This window comes from Microcoleus sp. T3_B1 (assembly GCF_036700445.1).
In the GTDB taxonomy this organism is placed as follows: Bacteria; Cyanobacteriota; Cyanobacteriia; order Cyanobacteriales; family Microcoleaceae; genus Microcoleus.
On record NZ_JAUBOX010000013.1, the window covers coordinates 25,682 to 48,584 of the forward strand.

General features: G+C 46.5%; 17 protein-coding genes and 1 pseudogene. 9 read left to right on the forward strand and 9 right to left on the reverse strand.

Features of this window, described 5'->3' with window-relative positions; translation table 11 throughout:
• Position 1: 1 nt before the first annotated feature.
• The 4 genes from QT990_RS09650 to QT990_RS09665 all read left to right on the forward strand — a co-directional run bounded on the left by QT990_RS09650 (position 2) and on the right by QT990_RS09665 (position 5,458).
• Positions 2-1,405 carry a hypothetical protein gene (locus QT990_RS09650; protein ID WP_333465173.1) on the forward strand — a complete coding sequence of 468 codons (1,404 nt, stop codon included), beginning with the start codon at positions 2-4 and terminating at the stop codon, positions 1,403-1,405.
• A 135-nt stretch (positions 1,406-1,540) separates the two neighbouring features.
• Complete coding sequence (gene trpS / locus QT990_RS09655) at positions 1,541-2,551, forward strand: tryptophan--tRNA ligase (protein ID WP_333102566.1); 1,011 nt, start codon at positions 1,541-1,543, stop codon at positions 2,549-2,551.
• A 138-nt stretch (positions 2,552-2,689) separates the two neighbouring features.
• On the forward strand, positions 2,690-3,580 hold the full coding sequence (locus QT990_RS09660; RefSeq protein WP_333140925.1) for a methylenetetrahydrofolate reductase: 891 nt from the start codon (positions 2,690-2,692) through the stop codon (positions 3,578-3,580).
• Positions 3,581-3,838: 258 nt separating this feature from the next.
• On the forward strand, positions 3,839-5,458 hold the full coding sequence (locus tag QT990_RS09665; RefSeq protein ID WP_333140923.1) for a mucoidy inhibitor MuiA family protein: 1,620 nt from the start codon (positions 3,839-3,841) through the stop codon (positions 5,456-5,458).
• Positions 5,459-5,549: 91 nt separating this feature from the next.
• Here the strand turns inward: QT990_RS09665 and QT990_RS09670 are convergent, their stop codons facing one another.
• The 5 genes from QT990_RS09670 to ebsA form a co-directional block, all read right to left on the reverse strand.
• A complete protein-coding gene (locus tag QT990_RS09670) occupies positions 5,550-6,041 on the reverse strand; it encodes a YajQ family cyclic di-GMP-binding protein (RefSeq protein WP_333102569.1) in 492 nt (163 codons plus the stop codon).
• 133 nt (positions 6,042-6,174) lie between these two features.
• Positions 6,175-6,591, reverse strand: coding sequence for an MAPEG family protein (locus QT990_RS09675; RefSeq protein ID WP_333140976.1), 417 nt, complete (start codon positions 6,589-6,591; stop codon positions 6,175-6,177).
• 15 nt (positions 6,592-6,606) lie between these two features.
• Complete coding sequence (locus tag QT990_RS09680; RefSeq protein WP_039887610.1) at positions 6,607-7,110, reverse strand: hypothetical protein; 504 nt, start codon at positions 7,108-7,110, stop codon at positions 6,607-6,609.
• A gap of 278 nt (positions 7,111-7,388) precedes the next feature.
• Positions 7,389-8,486 (reverse strand): phosphotransacetylase family protein, encoded by a 1,098-nt coding sequence (locus QT990_RS09685; RefSeq protein WP_333140919.1) that lies wholly within the window; start codon positions 8,484-8,486, stop codon positions 7,389-7,391.
• A 1,275-nt stretch (positions 8,487-9,761) separates the two neighbouring features.
• A complete protein-coding gene (gene ebsA / locus QT990_RS09690) occupies positions 9,762-10,136 on the reverse strand; it encodes a type IV pilus biogenesis protein EbsA (protein WP_333140917.1) in 375 nt (124 codons plus the stop codon).
• A gap of 246 nt (positions 10,137-10,382) precedes the next feature.
• Here ebsA and QT990_RS09695 point away from each other — a divergent pair, with 246 nt between their 5' ends.
• From QT990_RS09695 to QT990_RS09710, 4 genes are all read left to right on the forward strand, one after another.
• Positions 10,383-11,900: a glycosyltransferase family 2 protein gene (locus QT990_RS09695; protein ID WP_333140915.1), complete on the forward strand. Its 1,518-nt coding sequence runs from the start codon at positions 10,383-10,385 to the stop codon at positions 11,898-11,900.
• A 338-nt stretch (positions 11,901-12,238) separates the two neighbouring features.
• Complete coding sequence (locus QT990_RS09700; protein WP_333140913.1) at positions 12,239-13,468, forward strand: succinate--CoA ligase subunit beta; 1,230 nt, start codon at positions 12,239-12,241, stop codon at positions 13,466-13,468.
• 285 nt (positions 13,469-13,753) lie between these two features.
• Positions 13,754-15,025, forward strand: a complete 1,272-nt coding sequence (iscB, locus tag QT990_RS09705) for an RNA-guided endonuclease IscB (protein ID WP_333140911.1) — start codon at positions 13,754-13,756, stop codon at positions 15,023-15,025.
• Between the two features lie 72 nt (positions 15,026-15,097).
• Positions 15,098-15,994 carry a CoA-binding protein gene (locus tag QT990_RS09710; protein ID WP_333140909.1) on the forward strand — a complete coding sequence of 299 codons (897 nt, stop codon included), beginning with the start codon at positions 15,098-15,100 and terminating at the stop codon, positions 15,992-15,994.
• Positions 15,995-16,274: 280 nt separating this feature from the next.
• On the opposite strand, the gene QT990_RS09715 is transcribed toward QT990_RS09710, so the two are convergent.
• Positions 16,275-16,976, reverse strand: coding sequence for an alpha/beta hydrolase (locus QT990_RS09715; RefSeq protein WP_333140907.1), 702 nt, complete (start codon positions 16,974-16,976; stop codon positions 16,275-16,277).
• 357 nt (positions 16,977-17,333) lie between these two features.
• Positions 17,334-17,459, reverse strand: coding sequence for a hypothetical protein (locus tag QT990_RS09720; protein WP_333140905.1), 126 nt, complete (start codon positions 17,457-17,459; stop codon positions 17,334-17,336).
• A gap of 111 nt (positions 17,460-17,570) precedes the next feature.
• Between QT990_RS09720 and hpsL the strand changes: the two genes are divergently transcribed.
• A complete protein-coding gene (gene hpsL, locus QT990_RS09725) occupies positions 17,571-19,235 on the forward strand; it encodes a hormogonium polysaccharide biosynthesis protein HpsL (protein ID WP_333140903.1) in 1,665 nt (554 codons plus the stop codon).
• A gap of 313 nt (positions 19,236-19,548) precedes the next feature.
• Here hpsL and QT990_RS09730 read toward each other — a convergent pair.
• Positions 19,549-21,209: pseudogene (locus tag QT990_RS09730) on the reverse strand (IS1182 family transposase).
• A gap of 259 nt (positions 21,210-21,468) precedes the next feature.
• On the reverse strand, positions 21,469-22,887 hold the full coding sequence (locus tag QT990_RS09735; protein ID WP_333465174.1) for a DPP IV N-terminal domain-containing protein: 1,419 nt from the start codon (positions 22,885-22,887) through the stop codon (positions 21,469-21,471).
• Positions 22,888-22,903 lie beyond the last annotated feature (16 nt).

Sequence of the window (22,903 nt, forward strand, 5' to 3'; positions counted from 1 at the left end):
CATGAGCGACAAAATTTCTGCCCCCAATGTCTATTTATATGCTTTCCAACTGTACAATGACAGTCAGGGCAGCAATAATCCTCTGTGGAAACACTGCGACAATATCCTCGCCAACTTCACCGATAAACAGCTAACATCCAACCTAGTTTTCCCGCAAAATTCCCACAGCTACCGCGAGGATTTGTTGCAAACAGTCGCACTACGATTTAACAGCAATCCGCCCGTAGAAGGTTTTGCCCAACCGCTACAAATTCAAGACAGCTATGCTTTCTGCTTAAATATAGGTTGCCCGGAAGACGGCACTGCTGATAATATAGATGTCGATCTAATCCAGCAATTCAACCCAAATCAAGCCTTACTCATCAGTGGAGATGATAACTTTTTAGGTCAAACTCTTCTGATTACCGCATGGCTTCCCGAAAACTCACCAAATAATTTAGATTCCCTCAAACCCCTCGCCGATAAATGTCGCGATGCTTTATTTCAGGGCGACTCGCCGCCTGTATTTTACCGAGCGAGTAAACTGTTCGGTAGTCCGATTTTTGAATACGGTTCAATTAGCGATATTGCGAATTACCGCCACCTGCTTGTCTGGCTGCTTTCCGACAAACAAACCGACAAGGATTTTAACACTTGCCAGGAAGAAATACTCGACCTACTATTTCACCGCAACAAAATTATCAAAGCTTTTCAAGACAGCCGCCAGATTTACCGCGAACTCGATCGCGAATACCGCATCATTGAGAAAAATATGGAGATTTTGCAGGCTCAATTTTCCAGAGGAACTGTATTAACTTCCGCCCAATTGCAGGAATTTCAGGAACAGTTAAAGCAACTCTTCAGCAAAGCAGTAACTTATACTCGCCTGCTGCGGAAACTCGAAGATTATGACAATACAATTGCGCTAAATCTTAACAATTACACTGACATTTTGTCGAAAATTTGTGATATACTAGGAATTGATAAGGAAGAACTATCAATATTAAATAACTTCAGTAGAAAAACGGCTCCTTATATGCGATCGCAAATTGCCGGAGACTTAGGATATTTCCGACACGGAACAAGCTTAATCGAACAGGCGCTCGCCTCAATTCGCGGCATAGTAGAAATAGAACAAGCCAGGAGCGATCGCACCAACCAAATCGCACTCCGCAACAGCGAGATAGCAGAGAAAAATCGGGACGATCGCCTAGAAAGCACAGTACAGGCGATCGGCGTCGGTTTAGCAGCCGGCGGCATCGCAGCCTCCAGCGGCACAGACAAAGTATTGCAGACAGTGCAAAACCATCAAATCCCAATTTTAATGCAATGGCATCCCTTTCTATTTTCGTTTGCCTTGAGTTTTGCTATCGCTCTTTTCGCAGCCGGCCTCACTTGGTGGCGCACTAAACCGAAAAACAGTTGACAGTTGACACTTGACAGCGAGCTTTTTAAGGCTGGGATTTAGATCCTTGCCGATCGCTCGAATTTCAACCAAGAGTATCTTAAATCAAAATAACGTGTCAATATAGAAATGTGAGTTCAATTCTATTCTTTCCTCATGGGCAAACAGCGCGTTCTTTCGGGAGTTCAGCCAACCGGCAATCTTCACCTCGGCAATTATCTCGGTGCCATTCGCAACTGGGTAGAAAATCAAAGTCAGTACGAAAATTACTTCTGCGTAGTCGATTTGCACGCAATTACCGCACCGCACAATCCAGCAACTCTAGCCTCCGACACATACACGATCGCCGCACTCTATTTAGCTTGCGGCATCGATTTAGAATATTCTACTATTTTCGTGCAATCCCACGTCTCGGCGCACACAGAACTAGCATGGCTGCTCAACTGTATTACGCCGATTAACTGGCTCGAAGATATGATTCAGTTTAAAGAAAAAGCAGTTAAACAAGGTGAAAATGTCAACGCCGGTTTGCTAAATTATCCGGTGTTAATGGCAGCAGACATTTTGCTTTACGATGCCGACAAAGTGCCAGTGGGAGAAGACCAAAAACAGCATTTGGAACTCACCCGCGATATTGTCATCAGATTAAATCACCAATTCGGCACACCCGAAAAGCCAGTATTGAAACTTCCCGAACCGTTAATTCGGACTGACGGTGCGAGGGTGATGAGTTTGACAGATGGCACGCGCAAAATGTCGAAATCTGACCCTTCCGAACAAAGTCGAATTAATTTATTGGATTCGCCAGATACGATCGCCAAAAAAATCAAGCGCTGCAAGACAGATGCCGTGCGCGGTTTGACTTTTGACGACCCCGATCGCCCCGAAGCTAGAAATTTGCTGACACTTTATCTCCTGCTTTCCGGCAAATCTAAGGAAGAAGTAGCAACAGAGTGTGAAAACATGGGTTGGGGAGATTTTAAACCCTTGCTGACAGAGACGACAATTAATGCCCTCAAACCTATTCAGGATAAATACAAGGAAATAATGGACGATCGGGGATATTTAGAGTCTGTACTACGTCGTGGAAGAGAACAAGCAGAAGCTATTGCTAATCAAACTCTAACTAAGGTTAAGACAGCTTTCGGTTATTCTTTACCTGTTTAGTTGTTAGTGGTTAGTTGTTATTGGTTACTGGTTAAGAATGACCACTGCCAACTACCCACTAACAACTGTCAACTGTCAACTGTCAACTAACAACTGTCAACTGTCAAATAACAAATAACCCATAACAGACAAATAATCATGAACCGTTTTCGCACAGCCTGCACCACCCCCGGAGAATTTATAATTACCGCCGAAGTTGCCCCCCCAAAAGGCGGCGACATGACTCACACAATTCAAATGGCTGAACGCCTCAAAAACAGAGTGCACGCCATTAATATCACCGACGGGAGTCGCGCAGTGCTGGGAATGTGCCCCCTAGCAGTTTCGGCGATTTTAGTTCAGCACGGAATTGAGCCAATTTGTCAAGTTGCTTGTCGCGATCGCAATCAAATTGGCCTGCAAGCCGATCTCATGGGAGCCCACGCTTTAGGCATTCGCAATGTATTAGCACTTACAGGCGATCCCGTCAAAGCGGGCGACCATCCGAAAGCAAAAAGTGTATTCGACTTGGAATCAGTTCGACTGTTACAAGTCATTCAGAAAATGAATGGCGGCAAAGACTGGAATGACAAACCTTTAACAGACGGATTTACCGATTTATTTGTCGGTGCTGCCGTCGATCCGCAATGCCCCAGTTGGTCGGGTTTGCAAAGTAGATTTGAGAAAAAAGTAGAGGCTGGAGCACAGTTTTTTCAGAGTCAATTAATTACTGATTTTGAAGTTTTGGATAAGTTTATGCACCACGTTGCTGCAGGCTGCAACAAGCCAGTTTTAGCAGGAATATTTTTGTTTAAATCAGCTAAAAATGCTGAATTTATTAAAAAATACGTGCCGGGAGTTCACATCCCACAAGAGACGATCGACCGTTTGGCTAAAGCTCCAGAACCCTTGCAGGAAGGCATAAAAATTGCTGCCGAACAAGTCAAGCTAGCGCGGCAGATTTGTCAAGGAGTTCACATGATGGCCGTCAAACGAGAAGATTTAATTCCTCAAATTTTGGATTTGGCAGGAATCGAACCACTGAGCTAAAATTAACCGTTGGGGCGGGTTTTACCAACTATCAATGCCTAACATTAACGATCTTATAAACCTGCCCACCCCCGCGCTACCATTTTGAACATCCAACTGTTGGGGCGGGTTTGACCAACCATCAATGTATAAAACTAATGAGCTCGTCAACCCGCCCTCCCCCGCTGTAGATAATCCAATAACTTCTGAGTTTGATTAATAAACTACTTTGAAAAATGCTCGATCGACTAAACGGTTATTAAATAGGAGCAACTGGCAATGACTGACTCAGAAATACTTAATTCTGATACGATTAAAATACTAGATACTAGCATATCCGAAGTTACAGTTTACACCGATCGCGCTTTGGTGACGCGGCGCGGTACAGTCGCTTTGACGGGAAACGAGCGAGAATTGGCGATCGCCTCTCTCCCCGCAACCCTCGACACAGAGTCAGTCAGGGCCACGGGTGCGGGTACAGTTGCTGTGCGATTGCTGGGAGTGCGCTGCCACAGAGTGTTTAGCAGCGAACCAGTGGGCGATCGCACTGCCGAATTAACCCAACAAATTAAGGAGTTACAAACCCAAAGACGGGGAATTAACGACAAAATAACCGCCCGAAAAATTCAGCTCCAATTTGTGGAAGGTTTGAGCGAAAAAAGCGTCGGTTTCTTTTCCAGCAGCATCGCCAAACAGCAGGTAGGTTTAAACGAAACTGGCGAATTGCTCAATTTTTTAGGAACTAATTACCTAAAATATGTAAGTGCGATCGCCCAACACGAAAAACAGCAGCGCGAAATAGACAAGCAAATAAAAGCTTTGCAGCAGCAGTTGGGGCAAGTACAAACTCCCCATTCGCAGCAAAGTTTTAACATCATTGTTGCCATTGAACCCAGTGGCAGCGGGAATTTTGAACTAGAAGTTTCCTATGTAGTCACGCGAGCCCGTTGGACTCCCCTTTACGACTTGCGAGTAAACACTACCAACAACCAAATTAATCTCAATTACCTAGCCGAAGTCAATCAAAATACCGGCGAAGATTGGACGGGAGTAGGGCTTACTTTATCTACAGCCAAACCCGGAATGGGAACTCTCCCACCAAAACTAGAACCTTGGTATATTGATAAAACCGAGCCAGAGCAATTTTTTGGTAGGGGTTCATCAGAGAATGATTTTTTAGACCTAGAAGAGGTATTATCTGAAGGTTTTGCAGGCCGTTCACGCTCCATAACACGAGCGCCCCTAGCAGCTCAAATAGCCACAGCCCAAGTATCTAGAGAAGGCGGTACAGTCTCATTTCAAGTAGGCGGAAATACTAAGATTCCCAGCGACGGCACGCCGCACAAAGTCACTATTTTCGGCGAAAATTATCCCTTTAAACCTGAATATATTGCAGTTCCGCGATTAGTCAGTTTTGCCTATTTGCAAGCAGTTGTTGTGAATCCGCTGACAGGCGCAACTCTGCTTCCCGGTAAAGCAAATATCTTTCGCGACAACACTTTTGTTGGTACTGTGCAGTTAGAAAATGTTTCCCCCGGCCAAGAATATAAACTGAATTTAGGAATAGATGAAGGGCTAAAAATAGAGCGGGAATTAGTAGAAAGACAAGTAGATAAAAAACTGATCGGTCAGCAGAGGCGCACGAGTTACGCTTATCGCTTAAATGTGACAAACTTGCATCAGGTGCAGATACACCTGACACTAAAAGAGCAATTGCCCGTCAGCCGTAATGAACAAATTAAAGTGCGATCGACTCTCACTAATCCGAAGATAGTAGCAGGTGAAATGGGACTACTAGAATGGATAATGTCTCTGCCACCGCAAGCAAAGCAAGAGTTATATTACCAGTTTGTTGTCGAACATCCTCCCGACTTAACAGTCACGGGTTTAGATATTTAATATTAAGTCGATAAAAACTTGTTTGTAGTCAGGACTTTAGTCCTGATTCGTCACCACGGATGAGGACTGAAGTCCCGAAAAACTATCAAATTTACCTGTAATTGGTAAACTGCAAAGCCATCGGATAATCTTCTTGCTTCAACCGTTGAATCACCAACTGCAAATCATCCTTATCCTTAGCCGAAACGCGCACTGCATCACCTTGAATCGAACCTTGAATCTTTTTAAACTCATCTCGAATTAATTTAGTGATTTTCTTGGCAACTTCCTGGTCAATCCCTTTTTTCAGTTTGATTTCTTGGCGTACTCTAGTACCACTAGCAGCTTCAATTTTCCCATAATCAAAAATTTTCAGAGACAAATTGCGCTTGGCGGCTTTAGTTTGCAAAACAGTGTGAATTGCGTCGAGAGTAAATTCGCTGTCCGTATTTACCGTAATGGATTCTGCGCCCAATTCTACGGTAGTTTTGGTATCTTTTAAGTCGTAGCGGCTTTGAATTTCTCGCGTTGTTTGGTCAACAGCGTTAACTAATTCTTGCCGATCGAACTCGCTGACAATATCAAAGGAATAACTAGCAGCCATAAATTAGTAATTGGTAAGGGGGCATTGGCAAAACAGGGCATTGGGCATTGGGCATTGGCCAAACAGGGCATTGGGCATTAACAACTAACCAATAACCAATAACCAATAACCAATAACCAATGACTACTGAAAATTAGCCGTTAACAGCCATTAAACTGAAATAGAATAAAGAAACAGTGCAAGAAGAACTAATCGCAAACATGAGCGATCGCGCCAGTGGCACATTCAGAATATAGAAAACCGAAAACAACAACCGGGCGATCGTAAAAGCGATCGCAGCCCAACCCGCCGGTTCCGAATCTACCCCCGTCACAAAAGCCATCAAAGCCGCCGCTGAAAACAGCATAAACGTCTCAAACGAATTTTGGTGAGCCCAAGTTGCCCGCTGAGCGTAAGCAGGCAACCTCTCAAACATAGCGCGGGGGGCTGCTTGATCGTAGCCTAGCTGCAAGCGGGCGAACGCAACCACCAAAAACGGTGCGTAAACCAGCGCAGCAGCAGCTGCAATACAATCAAGCAGAATAACCGACACAGGTAATCCCAACAGCATCATCCGCCTCGCAGTTCAATCAAAATAGAACAGAGTAACCACCTTGCGCTGTTCCTCCGCATCCTGGCAAGTTTTCAGCAAAGTGTGGCTTTCGTGAAAAGCAAAACATATCAGTTGCTGGCAGCGAGAAATAATCTCCTGATTGCACATGGCGCTTGCTTCCGGGAGAGACAAGCTATCATTTTTGGGATTTTCTACCAAATGTATCACTTGTTCGAGTTGGTCGCGAGACTCCCGAGGCTGGCGACTCATGCTTTGTGGCAAAATCACCGTCAGCAGATTAGGATCTGCTCGCATTGCCCCCCGAATTGCGGCTGAATTGGTGCCTGTAGCGCCAGAAGTGATGAGCTGATTGCCTCCCAGAACTATGGCGTAGCTCAGCATCTCAATTAGCTGCTGGTGGGTAATAGGAACGTGGCGAGAACCCAAAAGAGCAATCCGCTTGGAGCTGGTTTGCTGGATCGCCGCTAGTTCTTGTAAAAAATCATCTACTCTGGGTAGCTCAATTGATTGACTCAAAGAATTTATTAAATTAAATAAAACTACGTTGTGGATTTTAGCAGACTCACTAGCCATTGCCGCCAAAAAGAAGTTAAGAATTGCTGATTTACCGGATCAGACTAGAGGATCGGGAGATTTGAGGAAGCCAGAAGGCAGAATGTCTTCCGACATTGGCCAGCCGGAGCTCAAGGTAGAATTCAAGAAAAATTGAGAATTTAAGAATTTTAGCTTTTTATTTATTTAAACAAAAAGTTCTCTCTGCCGAATACCTTCTTCCCTCAGCTCCGGCTGTGTTATTAATGGACTCGATCGCTCAGGCCCAAGGATGCCATCATGCCCTCAAGGTCAAAATGTTCTGCCATTAGCTGAGTAACGCATTCCACCTTGATCGGTTCGTGCAAGCGCACGCTGCCAAAGGTGCTGTCGATAATTTCCACCGTGGTTAAGGTATCCAAATCAACAGACAAAACCGGAATTTCCATTTCTTCTGCCCTGCCAATCACCAGGGGAGAAGGAGGCAAGTGACCTGTCAAAATCAAGCACTGAGTCGAGCTTTCCAGAGCCGCTAGCTGAATGTCCGTGCGATCGCCCCCCGTCACCACCGCCATATTTCTCGCTTTGCGGAAATACTTCATAGCCGAACTAACATTCATCGCGCCAATTGTCAAGGTTTCCACCATCAAGTCCAAACGGTCTCGACGGCACAGCACATCAGCTTTTAATTGGTGCACCAATTCTTTGACACTGACACTTCGCAGCAAAGCACTTCTCGGCAGCATTCCCAAAACTGGAATACCCGCAGCCTCCAGAAAAGGCCGCACAGTCGCCGTTACGGATTCGAGTTTGTCCGAGGGAACGTCGTTGAGTACCACGCCCAGCAACCGCGAACCCAAACGCTGTTTAGCCGACAGCAAATCGTCTACATACAGATCGATCGGGCGGGCTACCAACAGCACAGAGGCATCAATTGCCTCAGCGATTTGAGCCAAAGACAAGTCAAACAGACTGCCTTCCTCCAAATTAGCTGGGCCTTCTAACAGCGCCAAGTCTCCGCTGGGAGCTTGCAAATATTGCGCTAAAGACTGGCGGTAATCTGTCTTGTCTTCTCCCCGCAAACGCTTGTGAACCGTCTCTTCATCCAAATACAGCAGTGTTGACGGCATCTGGCTTTCTGAGAGATTCAGCGTCTCTACCGCGAACCGCACGTCTTCGTCCTCGATCCCAGCTCCGGGCGAGCTGAAACAGGTTCCCAGAGGTTTGCCGTAGGCGACGGCCAGTCCTTTTCCCCGGAGTCCGAGTGCCATCCCCAGGGCGATGGCCGACTTGCCGCTGTAAGCTTTTGTGGAACCGATCAGCAAATATTTAGTCAATTTTGGTACGCCTTCAATCCTCAATTTGCACCTGTCTATTTCAATAAATTTAGTTTTTTCTACAGTATTTCTGAACTGATCCTCAATTTGGCAATACTATTATACTCGATTTTGTCGCTTTTGGGCACATTGTTTTTTTGCGGAAAACTTTTATTCACCTGTTCGCAACCCTTTTCTTCCCATTCTTTTTACTTGATTTTGGGAAACCACTTTTTCAATTGTTTGTTTTGCCAGCAGGTTTTGATAAGTATTTATCGCCCATAATTCCTTTGAAAGCCGATTTTAATTGTAATACTTTTAGGCATTCGGATTGCCTCGCTGAGATATCAACCTCGAATTTTATCGAGTAAAAATAACACGGTAAAAATGGTTAATTTTACATTAAAAGCCTACTTAGAGGGTTGAAGATAGTTTTTTTAGTGGCTAAATAGAGGATTGTATAGGAAGAGAGTACGGTGCTTGCCTAAGCAGTTTTGCATATAATTAAAAATGGATAGGTTGTATGATTAGTTATTAATTATTAGTGCGATCGCCCGCGTTAAAACTGATCGGTGGCACTGCGAGCAATAAGCTGCTTAGAATCCGGGTTCTAGCTTCTCAATACATAAATTGTCGGGCGGCGTGGGCTGGAATTTCGGCAGCCCAGAGGCTGATTGCGATGCTAGGCCGATCGCAGTTCAAGGGCTGTAGATTGAGTTTCCTTGAGCGGATCTACAGCCCTTTCCTCTCAGCTACCGAGTCGCAAAATTTGAACGAAATCGGACGGCCCGATTCGCCTCACGGCGATAGCTTCGCTCGCGCGTACTCGCACAGCACCAATGTCCGAAACAGGCTTTTGGGCTTGTCCCACAACAAATACAGCAGTTTTCAATTGGATGAAATACAGGTAGGGACTCAGGCTTTGTCTGAATCCCTACGCGAAATCTGTATCACGCTCAACTGAAAACTGCTGTAGATTTACTTTAGCAATGGGGATAAGTGCTGATCCCCAAAGATTATTGAGAATGATCCAACAACTCCCTTACTATTTCCACTTCTCAAATAGGACTGGCGCACCAATCATGTAATGTTGCCGTCGTGGCGTTACACTATTGGTGCGCCAGTTATAGCGCCCGTCAATCGATTTTAGATTTTAGATTTTAGATTTTAGATTGAAGAAAGCAACCCCACTGATAAATCCGGGGGCTGGCGATCGGGAGCGAGGAGCTTTTTTCTAGATCCACGAATCAATCCGGGGGCCCCGGATTAAATTGCTTGATTGTCAATTGCCGACTTTCGGGAGTGTGGCTGCGGTGAAAGTTATTCATCCATTCGCATCAGCTTGCGGTAAAATGTTTTAGAAAAATCGACGGTACGAGTTCGCTGAAAAGTCAGGAGAACCTCAATTAAGCAACTAACAAACTCAGAGCTTTGCATAGTCACTTCGTAGCTGAGTTCAGCATTGCCGTCAAACAACACCCGACAGCGGGTTAAGTCGATCGGCAGCGACGAGATATTCCAACTAGCGACAAACGGCACGCTGTCCCCGCCGTCAATTTTTCTTGCTCCCTCCAAGCTTTTGAGCTTGTAGAGCGCAATCGCGTGCGGCAAAAACTTGCGCCTGGGCTCTTGACAGAAAGGCGCGTAGACTTTCACTTCTTTGTCGTCGGCTGGCTTGAGTTGAGGAATAGACATATTTCCACCTCAGACAATTATTACTAACAGATAGTTTAGATCCCCAGAAAAAACTAGCAGATATTCCAGGTCGATCGCAAGCAAAAGTCAACCCAAATACTCTATGCAGTACCCGTTTACCAGGGCCGTACAAACACCTAACCCGCTGGTTGTCCTCCCGTCCGCTTTCGACAAAAGCCCAGAAACTGATACAGTAGATGCTTATATCTAAAATCAAAAACTATTGGTGGTTGAATCAAGTAACCTATGCAGGAGAGTTCTTGGCCAGAAAACGACGCTCGCAGCGAGCTTAACTTAGACATCTCTGATTTAGCTCAAGAAGAGCTCAAGAGTTTGACCTCGCACTCGAAGCTCAGCAAAGTATTTGCTATACCAGACATTGGCGACAAGGTGTTTGACGCGGAAACAAAAGCAGAGCTCCCGGTTGCGGTGTCTGTGCCGGGAACTCCCTCTTTTCCTCAAAATCTGTACCGGGGACGGCGCGGAAAAGCCGCCGCAGTGCTGACTGCGATTTGGGCCGGCACGATCGCCCTGCACTTGATTTCTTGGGGTGCGTGGGTAGTGTGGGGGTTGACGGGATTGCTGTGGATGCAAGCATTTCGAGTTTTGTTTGCCGAACCCAAGCCCGCACTGCCACCTCTTGCCGATGAAAGTCGAGAGGATTGGCCTTACGTGTCGCTGCTGGTGGCAGCGAAAAATGAGGAAGCGGTGATTGCCAGATTCGTAGAATCCATCTGCAATGTAGATTATCCGATCGACCGCTACGAAGTTTGGGCGATCGACGATCACAGCAGCGACGGCACACCGCTAGTATTGGAACAGCTAACCAAAAAGTACCCCCAGCTCAAAGTATTTCGCAGGGGAGCAAATGCCAGCGGCGGCAAGTCGGGAGCCCTGAATCAAGTGTTGCCGCTGACTCGCGGGGAATTTGTCGGAATATTTGACGCCGACGCGACGGTAACGCCGGATTTGCTGCGCCGGGTGCTGCCAGTGTTCCAAGGAGAAAAGGTAGGCGCTGTGCAAGTCAGAAAAGCCATCGCCAATGCTTCGGTAAATTTTTGGACTCGTGGCCAAGAAGCAGAAATGGCTCTCGACAGTTTTTTCCAGCAGCAGCGGATTGCGATCGGCGGCATTGGAGAATTGCGCGGTAACGGCCAATTCATGCGCCGCACTGCCTTGGAAAGCTGCGGAGGCTGGAACGAGGAGACGATTACCGACGACCTGGATTTGACGGTGAGGCTGCACCTAAACCGATGGGACATTGAATTTCTCCCTTTCCCAGCCGTGTCAGAAGAAGGAGTCACTAACGCTCGCGCCCTGTGGCATCAGCGCAATCGCTGGGCAGAAGGTGGCTATCAGCGTTATCTTGACTACTGGCGCCTAATTTGGCGGAACCGCATGGGAACTGGGAAAACTTGGGATTTATTTGGATTTTGGGTATCTCAATATTTCTTACCCACAGTAGCCCTACCCGACTTTGTGATGTCAATTGCGCTGCGCCGGATGCCGATCGCCAGTCCCATAACTTTTATGACCCTTACCTTGTCGGTGGTGGGAATGTTTGTCGGTTTGCGCCGCACTCGCAAAGAGACCAAATTTGACGTAAGGCGAGTTTTTCTCACCTTGCTGCAAACGCTGCGGGGTACTGTGTATATGTTCCACTGGCTGCTGGTAGGGACTGTGACGGCTCGGATTGCGGTACGGCCCAAGCGGCTCAAATGGGTCAAAACCGTCCATCAAGGCGCTGTTAATAGCCTCAAGTAAACAATTCGCAGAAATATCTCGGCACAGTATGGCCGAACGTCCGAAGATTTTCTGAGACAAAAAAACACCAACGCTCGCCAAATATCTCCCCGCCAGAGCCTAAGAGTAAAATTTGGCAATTCCGAGAAAAAAACACTTTGAAACAGCTTAGGTAATAGGTAATCGGCGAGCGGTAATAGCGAATAAGTAATCGGCAATACAAAAGTCTAAAATTAAAAGATAAAAGCGAGAATTTTTAACTTTTAACTTGACAAAAAACCAATTACTATCTATTAATTATGAATTGCCAATTAGGACGAATTGCTTGTTGCCAACTACCCGTCACCCGTAATTGATAAATGGATTTGTTAGAGTACCAAGCTAAATCTTTATTTCGCCAGATGGCAATTCCGATTTTGCCGTCGCAGCGGATTGACAATCCCGCCGACCTCAAAGGACTGAAAATTCCTTACCCCGTTGTACTCAAATCGCAAGTGCGGGCTGGGGGACGGGGCCGGGCGGGCGGTATCAAGTTTGTGGAAAATACGATCGATGCAGTAGCAGCCGCTCAAACAATTTTTAATTTGCCGATCGAGGATGAATATCCCCAAGTCCTGCTGGCAGAAGCAAAGTACAACGCCGACCAAGAATTGTACTTAGCGGTACTCCTAGACCCCGTAGCGCGCCGCCCGGTGCTTCTGGGTTCGAGCCAAGGAGGTATGGATGTCGAAGGGTCGATCGAGCAAATGCAGCAAGTTGCCGTAGATCAAGAATTTTCCCCATTCTACGCGAGGCGTCTCGCGCTGAAAATGGGATTGCAGGGAGACTTGATTCAATCGGTGAGCACCATTGTCGAAAAAATGTACCGGCTGTTTGTCGAAAAAGATTTAGACCTAGTAGAAATCAATCCTCTCGGCATCAGTCCAAGGGGAGAGGTAATGGCTTTAGACGGTAAAGTCACCGCCAACGACGATGCCTTGGGACGACATCCAGATTTGGCCGCACTATCGGGAAAGAGGCAAAGCAGCGGGTTGGCACGGGAAAGAAGAAGTCCCCATGCCTCTGGCGATCGCTCCCATTCCCAGTCCAAGGTTCAGCACTTGCCGGAGTTTGACCCCAAATTTAAATCCCCAATCTCGAATTCCGAATCCCTGCAATTAATCGAACTAGACGGGAATATCGCGATTTTGTGCAACGGAGTGGGCCTGACAATGGCAACTTTAGATGCTGTAACCCACCAAGGAGGAAAACCAGCTAATTTTGTGAATATTGGTTCCCTAGACCGCTACTATGCAGCAAATGCCCTGCGCGATCGCGCGGAGTTGGGTCTGGAGTTAGTCGCTCAGGATAAAAGCGTTAAGGTGATACTTGTAAATATTTTGGGCAGCGCCTCCAAGACCGAGGAAATAATCGCTGCAGTAGCCGGCTATTTGGAACGGAAAGCTCGCGCTAACCGCCACATCCAAGTTGTGCTGCGGCTGGTAGAGATCGATGCTGATGCTGTTAAAAAGCGTTTGGGACAGTTGCCGGTGCAGCTAGCTAGCACTTTGGATGAGGCCGCGGCCGCTTCTGTATCCTCCGCCAAGTAGCGGCAGTCGATCGGCAAAAAACGAGATTTCTGTACAGGTCAATCACCCGGCGCTGCTCGGAGTACCGAGACAGCGCGGGCACAGAAAGAGCCTAGTTGACCAGTCTAAGTGGTTCGCCCACTACGTTTAAGGTAAGCGTTCAAGTACCTACCGGAGGATGCGTGCTAGTCTTCCGCTCTAGAACTTAAAAGTTAAACAGGTGTAAGGGTTAAGCCAGTGCTTTTAAGATAGTTACCGACCTTAAACATTGACGAAGCAAACATTACCCCGTAAGGGAGGACTTAAATGTCTAATTTGGTTTTTGTACTTGATACCAAAAAACGACCGCTCAATCCAATCCGCCCCGGATTGGCACGTAAATTGCTAACTAATGGCAAAGCTGCTGTCTTCAAAAGGTATCCATTCACGCTAATTTTGAAAGTAGAGGTAACAGTACCGCAAAAACCAATCACTCTCAAAATAGATCCTGGCTCTCGAACTACTGGAATTGCGTTAATACAAGGAGAAAACGTAATCTTTGGTGCAGAGCTAACACAGCGAGGACAAGCTATTAAAGCCAGTCTGGAGTCTCGCCGTTCATTGCGTAGAGTCAGGAGAAATCGCCATACCCGCTATCGTCGGGCTAGATTCTCAAACAGGACTCGCCCTAAAGGTTGGTTAGCACCAAGTTTGCAACATCGTGTCGAAACAACACTGACATGGGTGACTAGATTGATGAAACTCGCCCCCATTGCTTCTATTGCTCAAGAGCTTGTCAGATTTGACTTACAGCAATTAGAAAACCCAGAGATTTCTGGAATCGAGTACCAACAAGGCGTTTTGCATGGCTATGAGATCCGCGAGTATTTGTTGAACAAATGGGAGAGAAAATGCGCTTACTGTGGTGAAATAAATATACCATTACAAGTCGAGCACATTCATCCCAAAGCCAAAGGCGGAGCTAATGGCATTTCTAATCTTTGCCTTGCTTGCGATGCTTGCAACAAAAAGAAAGGTACTCAAGATGTTGAGCAATTATTGTCTAAAAAGCCAGAGATTTTGAAGCGGATTCTATCTCAAGCAAAACGTCCGTTAAAAGACGCAGCAGCCGTTAACTCAACTCGTTGGACATTATTTAATCGACTCCGTACAACTGGCTTGCCTGTTTCTACAGGTAGTGGTGGCTTAACGAAGTTCAACCGCATTCAATTAAATTTACCTAAAACTCATTGGCTAGATGCAGCTTGTATCGGAAAGGTTGAGTCATTGAATATTTTAACAAGCAAGCCACTATCGATCAAAGCAACTGGTCACGGGACACGTCAAAGGTGCCGCACTGGTAAATTCGGCTTTCCATCTCGCTATGTTCCCCGGTTTAAGTTTGTTAAAGGTTTTCAAACGGGAGATATTGTCAAAGCGATTGTAACCTCTGGCAAGAAAATTGGTACATACGTTGGACGTGTTGCCGTAAGAACCAGTGGCTCATTCAATATTTCCGCCTCAGAATTAGTGTCAGGGATTAGCCACAAATATTGTTCAGTTATTCACAGAAAAGATGGTTATTCGTATGCAGCATAAACCTGGCCCCCCTTTTCCTCTCGCCGGTGACCTGGGTACAGGTACAGCGGGAGTCTCCAAGGGGGAAGAAAGATGAATTTAACTCCTGAAAGCAAAGTCCTAATACAGGGCATTACAGAATCTCCCGCGTCCACCCGCGCCGCCCTGATGATGAAAGCATACGGCACGAATGTAGTCGCCGGTGTCAGTCCCGGTCGGGGGGGGCAGGAAGTGGAGGGAATTCCGATTTTTGATTTGGTAGAACAAGCAGTGGCGGCAGTGGGTCACGTTGACACTGCGGTAATTTTGGTAGACGCTTACTCGGTGCTGGATGCGGCTCTAGAAGCGATCGCCGGAGGAATTCGGCAAATCGCGATCGTCACTGGGGGAGTGCCTCCTCTGGATATGGTGCGCTTAGTCAGAAAAGCAGAAGCCACCGAAACTTTGGTAATCGGGCCCAACAGTCCGGGGATTATTGTGCCCGACAAACTGCTGCTGGGAACTCACCCCAAGGAATTTTACACTCCCGGCCCGGTGGGAGTAATCAGCCGCAGCAGCACTTTGACTTACGAAGTTGCCCTAGAACTGACGGAGGCTGGGTTGGGACAGTCGATGGCGGTTTGTATTGGCTGCGACGCGATTGTCGGTTCTTCTTTTATGCAGTGGCTGCAAATTTTGGACGAAGACGACAGTACGGAAGCGATGGTTTTGGTCGGGGAAGTTGGCGGGTGGAGTGAACAAGCTGCTGCTTCTTACATCGCCTCGGCGATCGACAAACCCGTGGTTGCTTATCTGGCCGGCCGCTACGCTCCCAAGGGGCCGTCTTTGGGCCACGCCGGCATCCTGATCAGTTCTCGCGCGGCTGCCCAGAAAGCCTTTGGAGTTTCGGCCCCAAACAAAATGGCTGCCTTTGAAGAGGCGGACATACCTGTGGCGGCTCGACCTTCAGAGATTCCTAAGTTACTCAAAAAATTGCTCAAGAAAAATTGATTGCTTTGGAGTTTCCACAAAAGTCCTAACCCTCTTGAGGGTTGGGATAGGGGTAGGGCGGGGGCGGGTTTGCTCTCATATCATTTCCGGTTACACTCATACATGATGTTGACGGTTGACTGTTGACGCCGTGAACAGTCAACCGTCAACAGTGAACAGTCAACAGTGAACAGTGAACTCGGATTTACTATTCCGAGGCTAACCGATTTGATCTCAAAAGTGTCTGCAGAATGCCACAAAAGCCGCTTCAACCCGCCTTTAGGACATTTTTATGATTTTTTTACCAAAGCCCTCTGACAGGCGTCACCGGCTGCGGTGCGGGTGCTGGCAAGGGGGCGGCGCGGCGCGGCGCTGGAGGCGGAGTTGTTGGCTGCACGCTGCGGCGAGGTTCGATCGGACTTTCGGTGGGAGTTGTTTCAGTTGTGCGAGTTGTCGATCGCGTCACATCTTCAAGCAGGCTTCGCAGAGTTCCGGCTATACTCTGAACTTTCCCAACAGTGGTGCGAAGGCTGGCAACATCTACGTAAACCTCGTTAAGAGGATACTTTTTCAGGATTTCCAGCAGCGATACCTTACCGTCGTCCCCGGCAGCCAGGATCACCGCTGCCCGCAAAGCTTTCCCGCTTTCTGTGCGGCGCTGAGTCCGAATTGCTTGACCGATGTCGTCAGTGATTTTTTCTCCGGGAGTGCTGTAAACTACCCTCGCCAGATTAGCAGGCTTTAAACCAATTTCTAAACCCATGAACCCCCGCAGCATTTGCGCGTCCATTTTGGAGAACCGGATAATTTGTTGGAGGGTTGGCGTCGTCGTGCCGTTTTTAGCAAAGTCTTCTAAGTCGCTGATATTGATGCCTTGTCTGATCGGGCCAAATGTGAGGACAACTTTTTCGGCCCCTAATGCTCTACTGCTGCTAGATAATATGCTCCCGCTTGCTCCTAAAAGTAGGGCAATGCCGATCGATACAAATTTTGTTAATTTCATATTCACCGCTAGATTAAAATTATTTTTTCGAGATTTGTACATTTTTGTACATTATAGATGCAGCAGTTATATTCTACAATGTCGCCCGTGTAATTTGTGCCCGCGTCACACCCACCATCTCGACCGAGACTTTTTTTCGTTCTTGACTTTAAAAATAAGTTACCACATCTGCAGAAATCTGTTCGCTTCTATTCCTTCTGCCTTCTACCTTCTACATCTGCAGCCTTCTATATCACAGTGTCTTCCGCCTTCTACATAAGTGCCTTATAAAAATTCTAGGAACCGCCCTGACGGGGAGGACTTTCTTAATTGCACAAACATAAGGGTTCGATTGCTTCTTCTTTCTCTCTTAGACAACTAAATCCCTCTTCCTTCTTCCGACTTCCTTCTTCCGACTTCCTTCTTCCTTCTTCCTTCTTCCGACTTCCTTCTTCCGACTTCCTTCTTCCGACTTCCTTCTTCCGACTTCCATCGGACTGACATCCGTTACATCCGTTACATCCGTTACATAATCCGTTGCCGAACTTCCTTCTTCCTTCTTCCCTCTTCCTTCTTCCCTCTTCCCTCTTCCTTCTTCCCTCTTGCTTCTGCTATATGTTGAAAACCAAGCGCAAATCCAAGAAATCCAAACACAATCACAGCGAAAAAACCACAGCGCTCAGCAAAAAAGAAGTAACTGCACAAAAACGCAAAATTTCCCAAAAGCGCAATGAATTGGTGCAGGCGATCGCCATAAGCTGCTTAGTCAGCGTTGCTCTCAGCATTCCCCTGTTGTTCGTAGCCCGCCCTAAGATTGCTATTGCAGGAGGCGCCGCCGCAGCCATCTTGCTGCTTTCCTACAAATACCCCCGTCAAGCTTTGTGGACTTTTCTAATTTACCTGCCTTTCAGCGGTACAATTACCTACGCAGTTGGCGGCGGGAATGCTGCATTTCAAGTAGCCAAAGATGCTTTCTACATACCAGCCCTCATCGGCCTAATTCAAAGCTGCAAAAAGAAACAGTTGCCCATGTTCATTCCCAAACAAATGCTTTCTACCTTCAGCATCCTGTTGATGATGGCAATGCTGACTTTAATTTTTGTCAACGGGGAGATGCAGCTCAACCCTAGGGCGGGCGACAAACCAATTCTGCAAGGAATTCTCGGATTAAAAGTATTGATAGGTTACATACCGCTGATTGCTTGTACCTATTATCTGCTCCGCACTAAGAAGGATTTGGTATTTTTTAGTCGAATGCACATCGTTTTGGCGATCGTTTGCTGCCTTCTCGGTTTGATTCAGTACCTGTTGCTGCAAAGTGGAAAGTGTGCCGGAACCCGAGGAATGACCGGAGCAGAATTATATAAAGCAACGCTGCAAGCTAGATGTTTTGTCGGCGGTTCTTTGGTGTTCAGTCCAGAAGTCAAGATGGTCCGCTTGCCGGGAACTTTTGTCGCGCCTTGGCAGTGGGCCTGGTTTTTAATTTCTAATGCTTTTTTAACCTTTGCCTCTGCCTTTTGCGATCCTTCATTCTGGTGGCGAGTTATCGGTTTATTGGGCATGGCATTAGTATTTGCCAATGCAGTTATTTCCGGTCAAAGAGCTGCTTTAGTTATGGTTCCCCTTGCTACAGCAATCCTGCTAGTTCTCACCGGTCAATTAGTTAATTTAAAACGATTTATTCCCATCGGTGCAGGACTGGCGATTCTGCTGTTTGTCGGTGCAGCTATTAACCCGGGAATTGTCGAGCAGCGGTGGGAGAGTTTTCTTAGTCGCTGGAATGCTGCACCGCCCCAGCAGTTTCTCTTTAATCAGTTCGAGCAAAGCCACAATTTTATCATTGACAAACCTCTCGGTAAAGGTGTGGGACGAGCGACTAATTCAACGCGAATATTTGGTACCACGCAGCTAATTGAAACTTTCCAACCTAAGTTAATCTACGAACTCGGTTATCCGGGAATGATTAGTTTTCAGATCATGCTTTTACACTTAGCTTTTCTAACTTTTAGAGCTTACCGATCAGTCAAGGACAAAAGTTTGCGGAGTTACGGAGCTAGTTTTTGGGTGTTTGTTGCATTTATTACGATCAATACTCAATACTATCCGCTGGATGTAGATCCAGTGTCCGTGTATTATTGGGTTTTAGCTGGGGCGATTTTAAAGTTGCCCAAAATTGATAAACAGGTGCAGGATGAAAAACATCAGGAAGTTGAGTCAAATGAATTGCAAGTTCACCAGGCATTAAATGAGAAAAAAATTATTGCATCTTCCCCAATTTGAGAAGAGTTTTGAGTGTTGAGTTTGGTGGATTCTTTCTTGTTCAGTAACCTGCTTTCGCTCCGGGGTAATGCCAATATAGCCCAATACGCTTGGGCCCGTGGAAAATTGTAGCGAAAATGTTGGGCGGAGTGAAACGGAGGGTTCGTTCCACTCCGCCCAACCTACGCACGATCGGTTTTTTTAACACTAACCCAAGCGTATTGCAATATAGCAATCCTCGCATCAGTTGTAAAAATATGTAGCGGTAGTGCTAAGAGACTGTTGGCGAATTAAAAAAGGGTGAAACCAAACATCCCATAATCATGGAAAAAAACTATGATGAGGCAGAGGGAAAAAGAGCAGAAAAACGAGAGACACGGGTCAAGCCAATCGGAATGTGGCGCCAAAATGCCCACATTCTTGACAGATTCATGGCAGCAGCAGTCATAATATGTTGTAGACGAGTTTTGGCAAGACCCATGTAACGAGCGTTACGCAAACCAAAAACACGAATTCCTTGAGACAGAGAGCTTTCAACACCAGCCCGTAGGGCATAACGCTGTTTAAACTCCTGGGTATGTTGTCTAGCCCTAGCTTTGGCTAGAGCTTCGTAAAGAGGTTGAGGTTTGAGAGTCAGAACACGAGCCTGTGCCGGCGAATGAGTACATTGAGAGCGAACAGGACAACCAGCACAATCGGGGCGACGAAAGCGCACTTGAATGACCGGATTGCCATAGTTATCCGAGCGTTGATGCCAGGATTTGCTGATGTGGCCTTGGGGACAAGTAGCATGGCGATGCTCCCAATCAACGGTAAAACAAGAAAGCTCAAAGCCCAGCTTAGCTTTTTCTTGCCAACTAGAGTCAGAGGGTACAGGGCCAAGGAGTTCAATACCTAATTGTGTCTCGCTGGTGAGCAAGTGTTGAGCATCAACATAAGCAGTATCGACAATATGTTCTTGTGGTAACAGGTGTTTATCAGCTAAAGCTTGATGAATCACATGAGTCATTTCGACATCTCCGATGGTTGCGGGTGTCGTTTCAACATTGGTAATTAAATGAGGCAAATCTCGATCGCAAGTTTCTGTAAGATGTACTGTATAACCTGTCCAATTAGTATCTCTTTTTGTCCGATTGCGAGCTTCGGTATCATAGGGGGAAGTAATTAACTGCTTGTGGGGCGGTAAATTATCAGCTTCTCGCCAATAAACTTTGCCTCCCGACCACCCATATTGCTGTATCCAGACACAGCGTAAAATTTCTACCGCTTAGAGACAAAGCGCAACCATTCAGGACTCAAGGGATCATATAAAGCTGACAACAAGTGATGACCATCACAGCCAATAGTCAATACCAAGCTTTGTTTTTCAGTTTCAGATTGCGGCAAGCGATATTGCTCAAATCTCGTGCCATAACGCTCAGACCAATCCTGATTGACTACTGTTAATAACCATTCATCGGCAACAGTTGCTAACTGATTTAAAGCATGACGTAAAGTTTCTCCAACGCATTCGAGGCGGTTCATTTTACGGATGGCTCCGATGACATGGGTGGAGTCAGTTCTGGCTTTACCCCTGGCTTTGAGCCATCCCCTATCTTGAAAATGTGCTAGCATTTTATCAAGTAATTGACTTTCACGTCCCGCAGCAATTAACCGACTTCTCCATTCACTTAAAACTGAATAATTAAAACCGCTATCAGTAATTTCTAATCCCAGAGCATACTTCCAGTCAATACGACTTCTGACCGCTTCTGCTGCTTGTCGGTCAGTCAATCCCTCGGCAAATTGCATGACACTGATTAATGCTAATTGTCCAGGTGATAACGCACTTTGACCGCAGTCGGCTCGAAACAAGGTTACAAAGTCACTATCACAGTACAACACTCCGAGTTCATCGCGCATTTTCATATATGGGTTTCCTTTGGGAAATGAGGTTCGTGCTATAGAAGCGGTCATTTCTGGAATCGATGACCAGTCGCGGAGGTGAAGAGTCATAATAAATGATTTAATATGGTGTCTCATTACACCATCATTCTGGCTATTCAGGACGGCAAGGTGTGAGGGGTCAAACCCCTTAGACATTCGCCAACAGTCTCTGCTAAGAGTGCCTACCCCAGTCAAGGCGGGGCAACCGGGCGTGGGTTTTGCCCCTACAAGAATTACACAAATCATTTAGGATTGCTATATAGCCCGCCCTTCTGGGTTTATCTGTGCTAAAACCCACCCCTACAGCATATTGTGGCTCTTAACTTTACTACGGTTGCCAAACCGGATTGCTAGCATTCAAATCCTTGTCGTTTGTCAATTTAGTCAAGGCCGAACCGTCCCGATTAATTACATACAAGTTGCTTTGGTCTCCTTGGATTTCGTTAAATATAAAAGCGATTTGCTGGCTGTCTGTAGACCAAGCTAATTCTGAAATTCCCGACGGTTTTAGCCGAGGAGCGAGTTGATTTAGCTGGTTCCCGTCAGCCTTGATTGTGTAGAGTTTTTGATTGTTGAACTCTCCGGTGACGAAAGCAATAAAATTGCCATCCGGCGACCACGAAAATTCGTCGTAGTTTCTGGGTTTTTGGGTGAGATTCTTTGCTGTGCCCCGGTTAATGTCGAGCAGGTAAATATCTTGCTGTTCGCCTGATGAATCGCCGGGTTTATTGTAATAGTAAGCAATGCGGCTGCTGTCGGGCGACCAAAATAGTTTGACGTTGTAAACCTCATTTTGCGGGTTGTTTGTCAAATTTTTGATGTGGGTCCCATCGGCATTAATTGTGTAAATTTGCTGTTTCGGATAAGCGCCGAACAGGAAAGCAATTTTTGTGCGATCGGGCGACCAAACAAGTTCACTTCCGCCGGATACATATTCGCCGGCAATTTTAGTTAGTTTGGTCATTTCCGAACCGTCGGCATTCATTTTGTAGATATTTTTATCCTTGACAAATACTACCTGCTGGCCGTCCGGTGAAAGGTAAAATTCCGATGAAATTTCTGTTTTAGGTGGCTCTCCTCCTACTTCCCAATTCCGAACTAATTTACTTCCTTTAATGCCAGAAGTGTCGCTTATATAAAGTGACTCACTGCCGGGAGTATCAGAGGTAAAACCGTTGCAAGAACGGGCAAAAACAAGTTTCTGGCTGTTGGAAAACCAAGCTATTTCAAAATGAGCTGCTTTGCAACCAGCCTCAGCAAACTGTTTAGTTAGTCGAGAACCGTCAGCATTGACTGTATAGATGTCGCTGTATCCGCCAACGAAAGCCAGTCGCTGGCCGTTGGGCGACCACACTAGGGGAGCGATAACATCTATATTAGGTGTAAGTTCGCGGCGAGCCCAACTGGTAGCATTGACCGCAAATAAAGGGGATCTGTTCTCGCTGCCACGCATCTGGAGGGCGGTAAACGCTAGTATCCTTGGTTTTTGGGCTGCGGTTGGGGGAGGGCTGTGAAGGCTCAAAAACAAGCTGATTAAGAGTGTTAGTGAAAATATGCCGATCGCACTTATCGGCCATAATTTATTGAAGCTGAAAAGTTGCAGAATTTGCCACAAGCTTTTCAGGGGCGGCCAAGATGCCCAACCCCTACTCCCCACACTCAACTGAAAATCTTGTGGAACAAGCTTTTGTGGAACGGGCATCTTGCCTGTTCCATATCCCAGGGGGAAATGCAAGTTAAAACGCATTTTATCGATTCCTCTG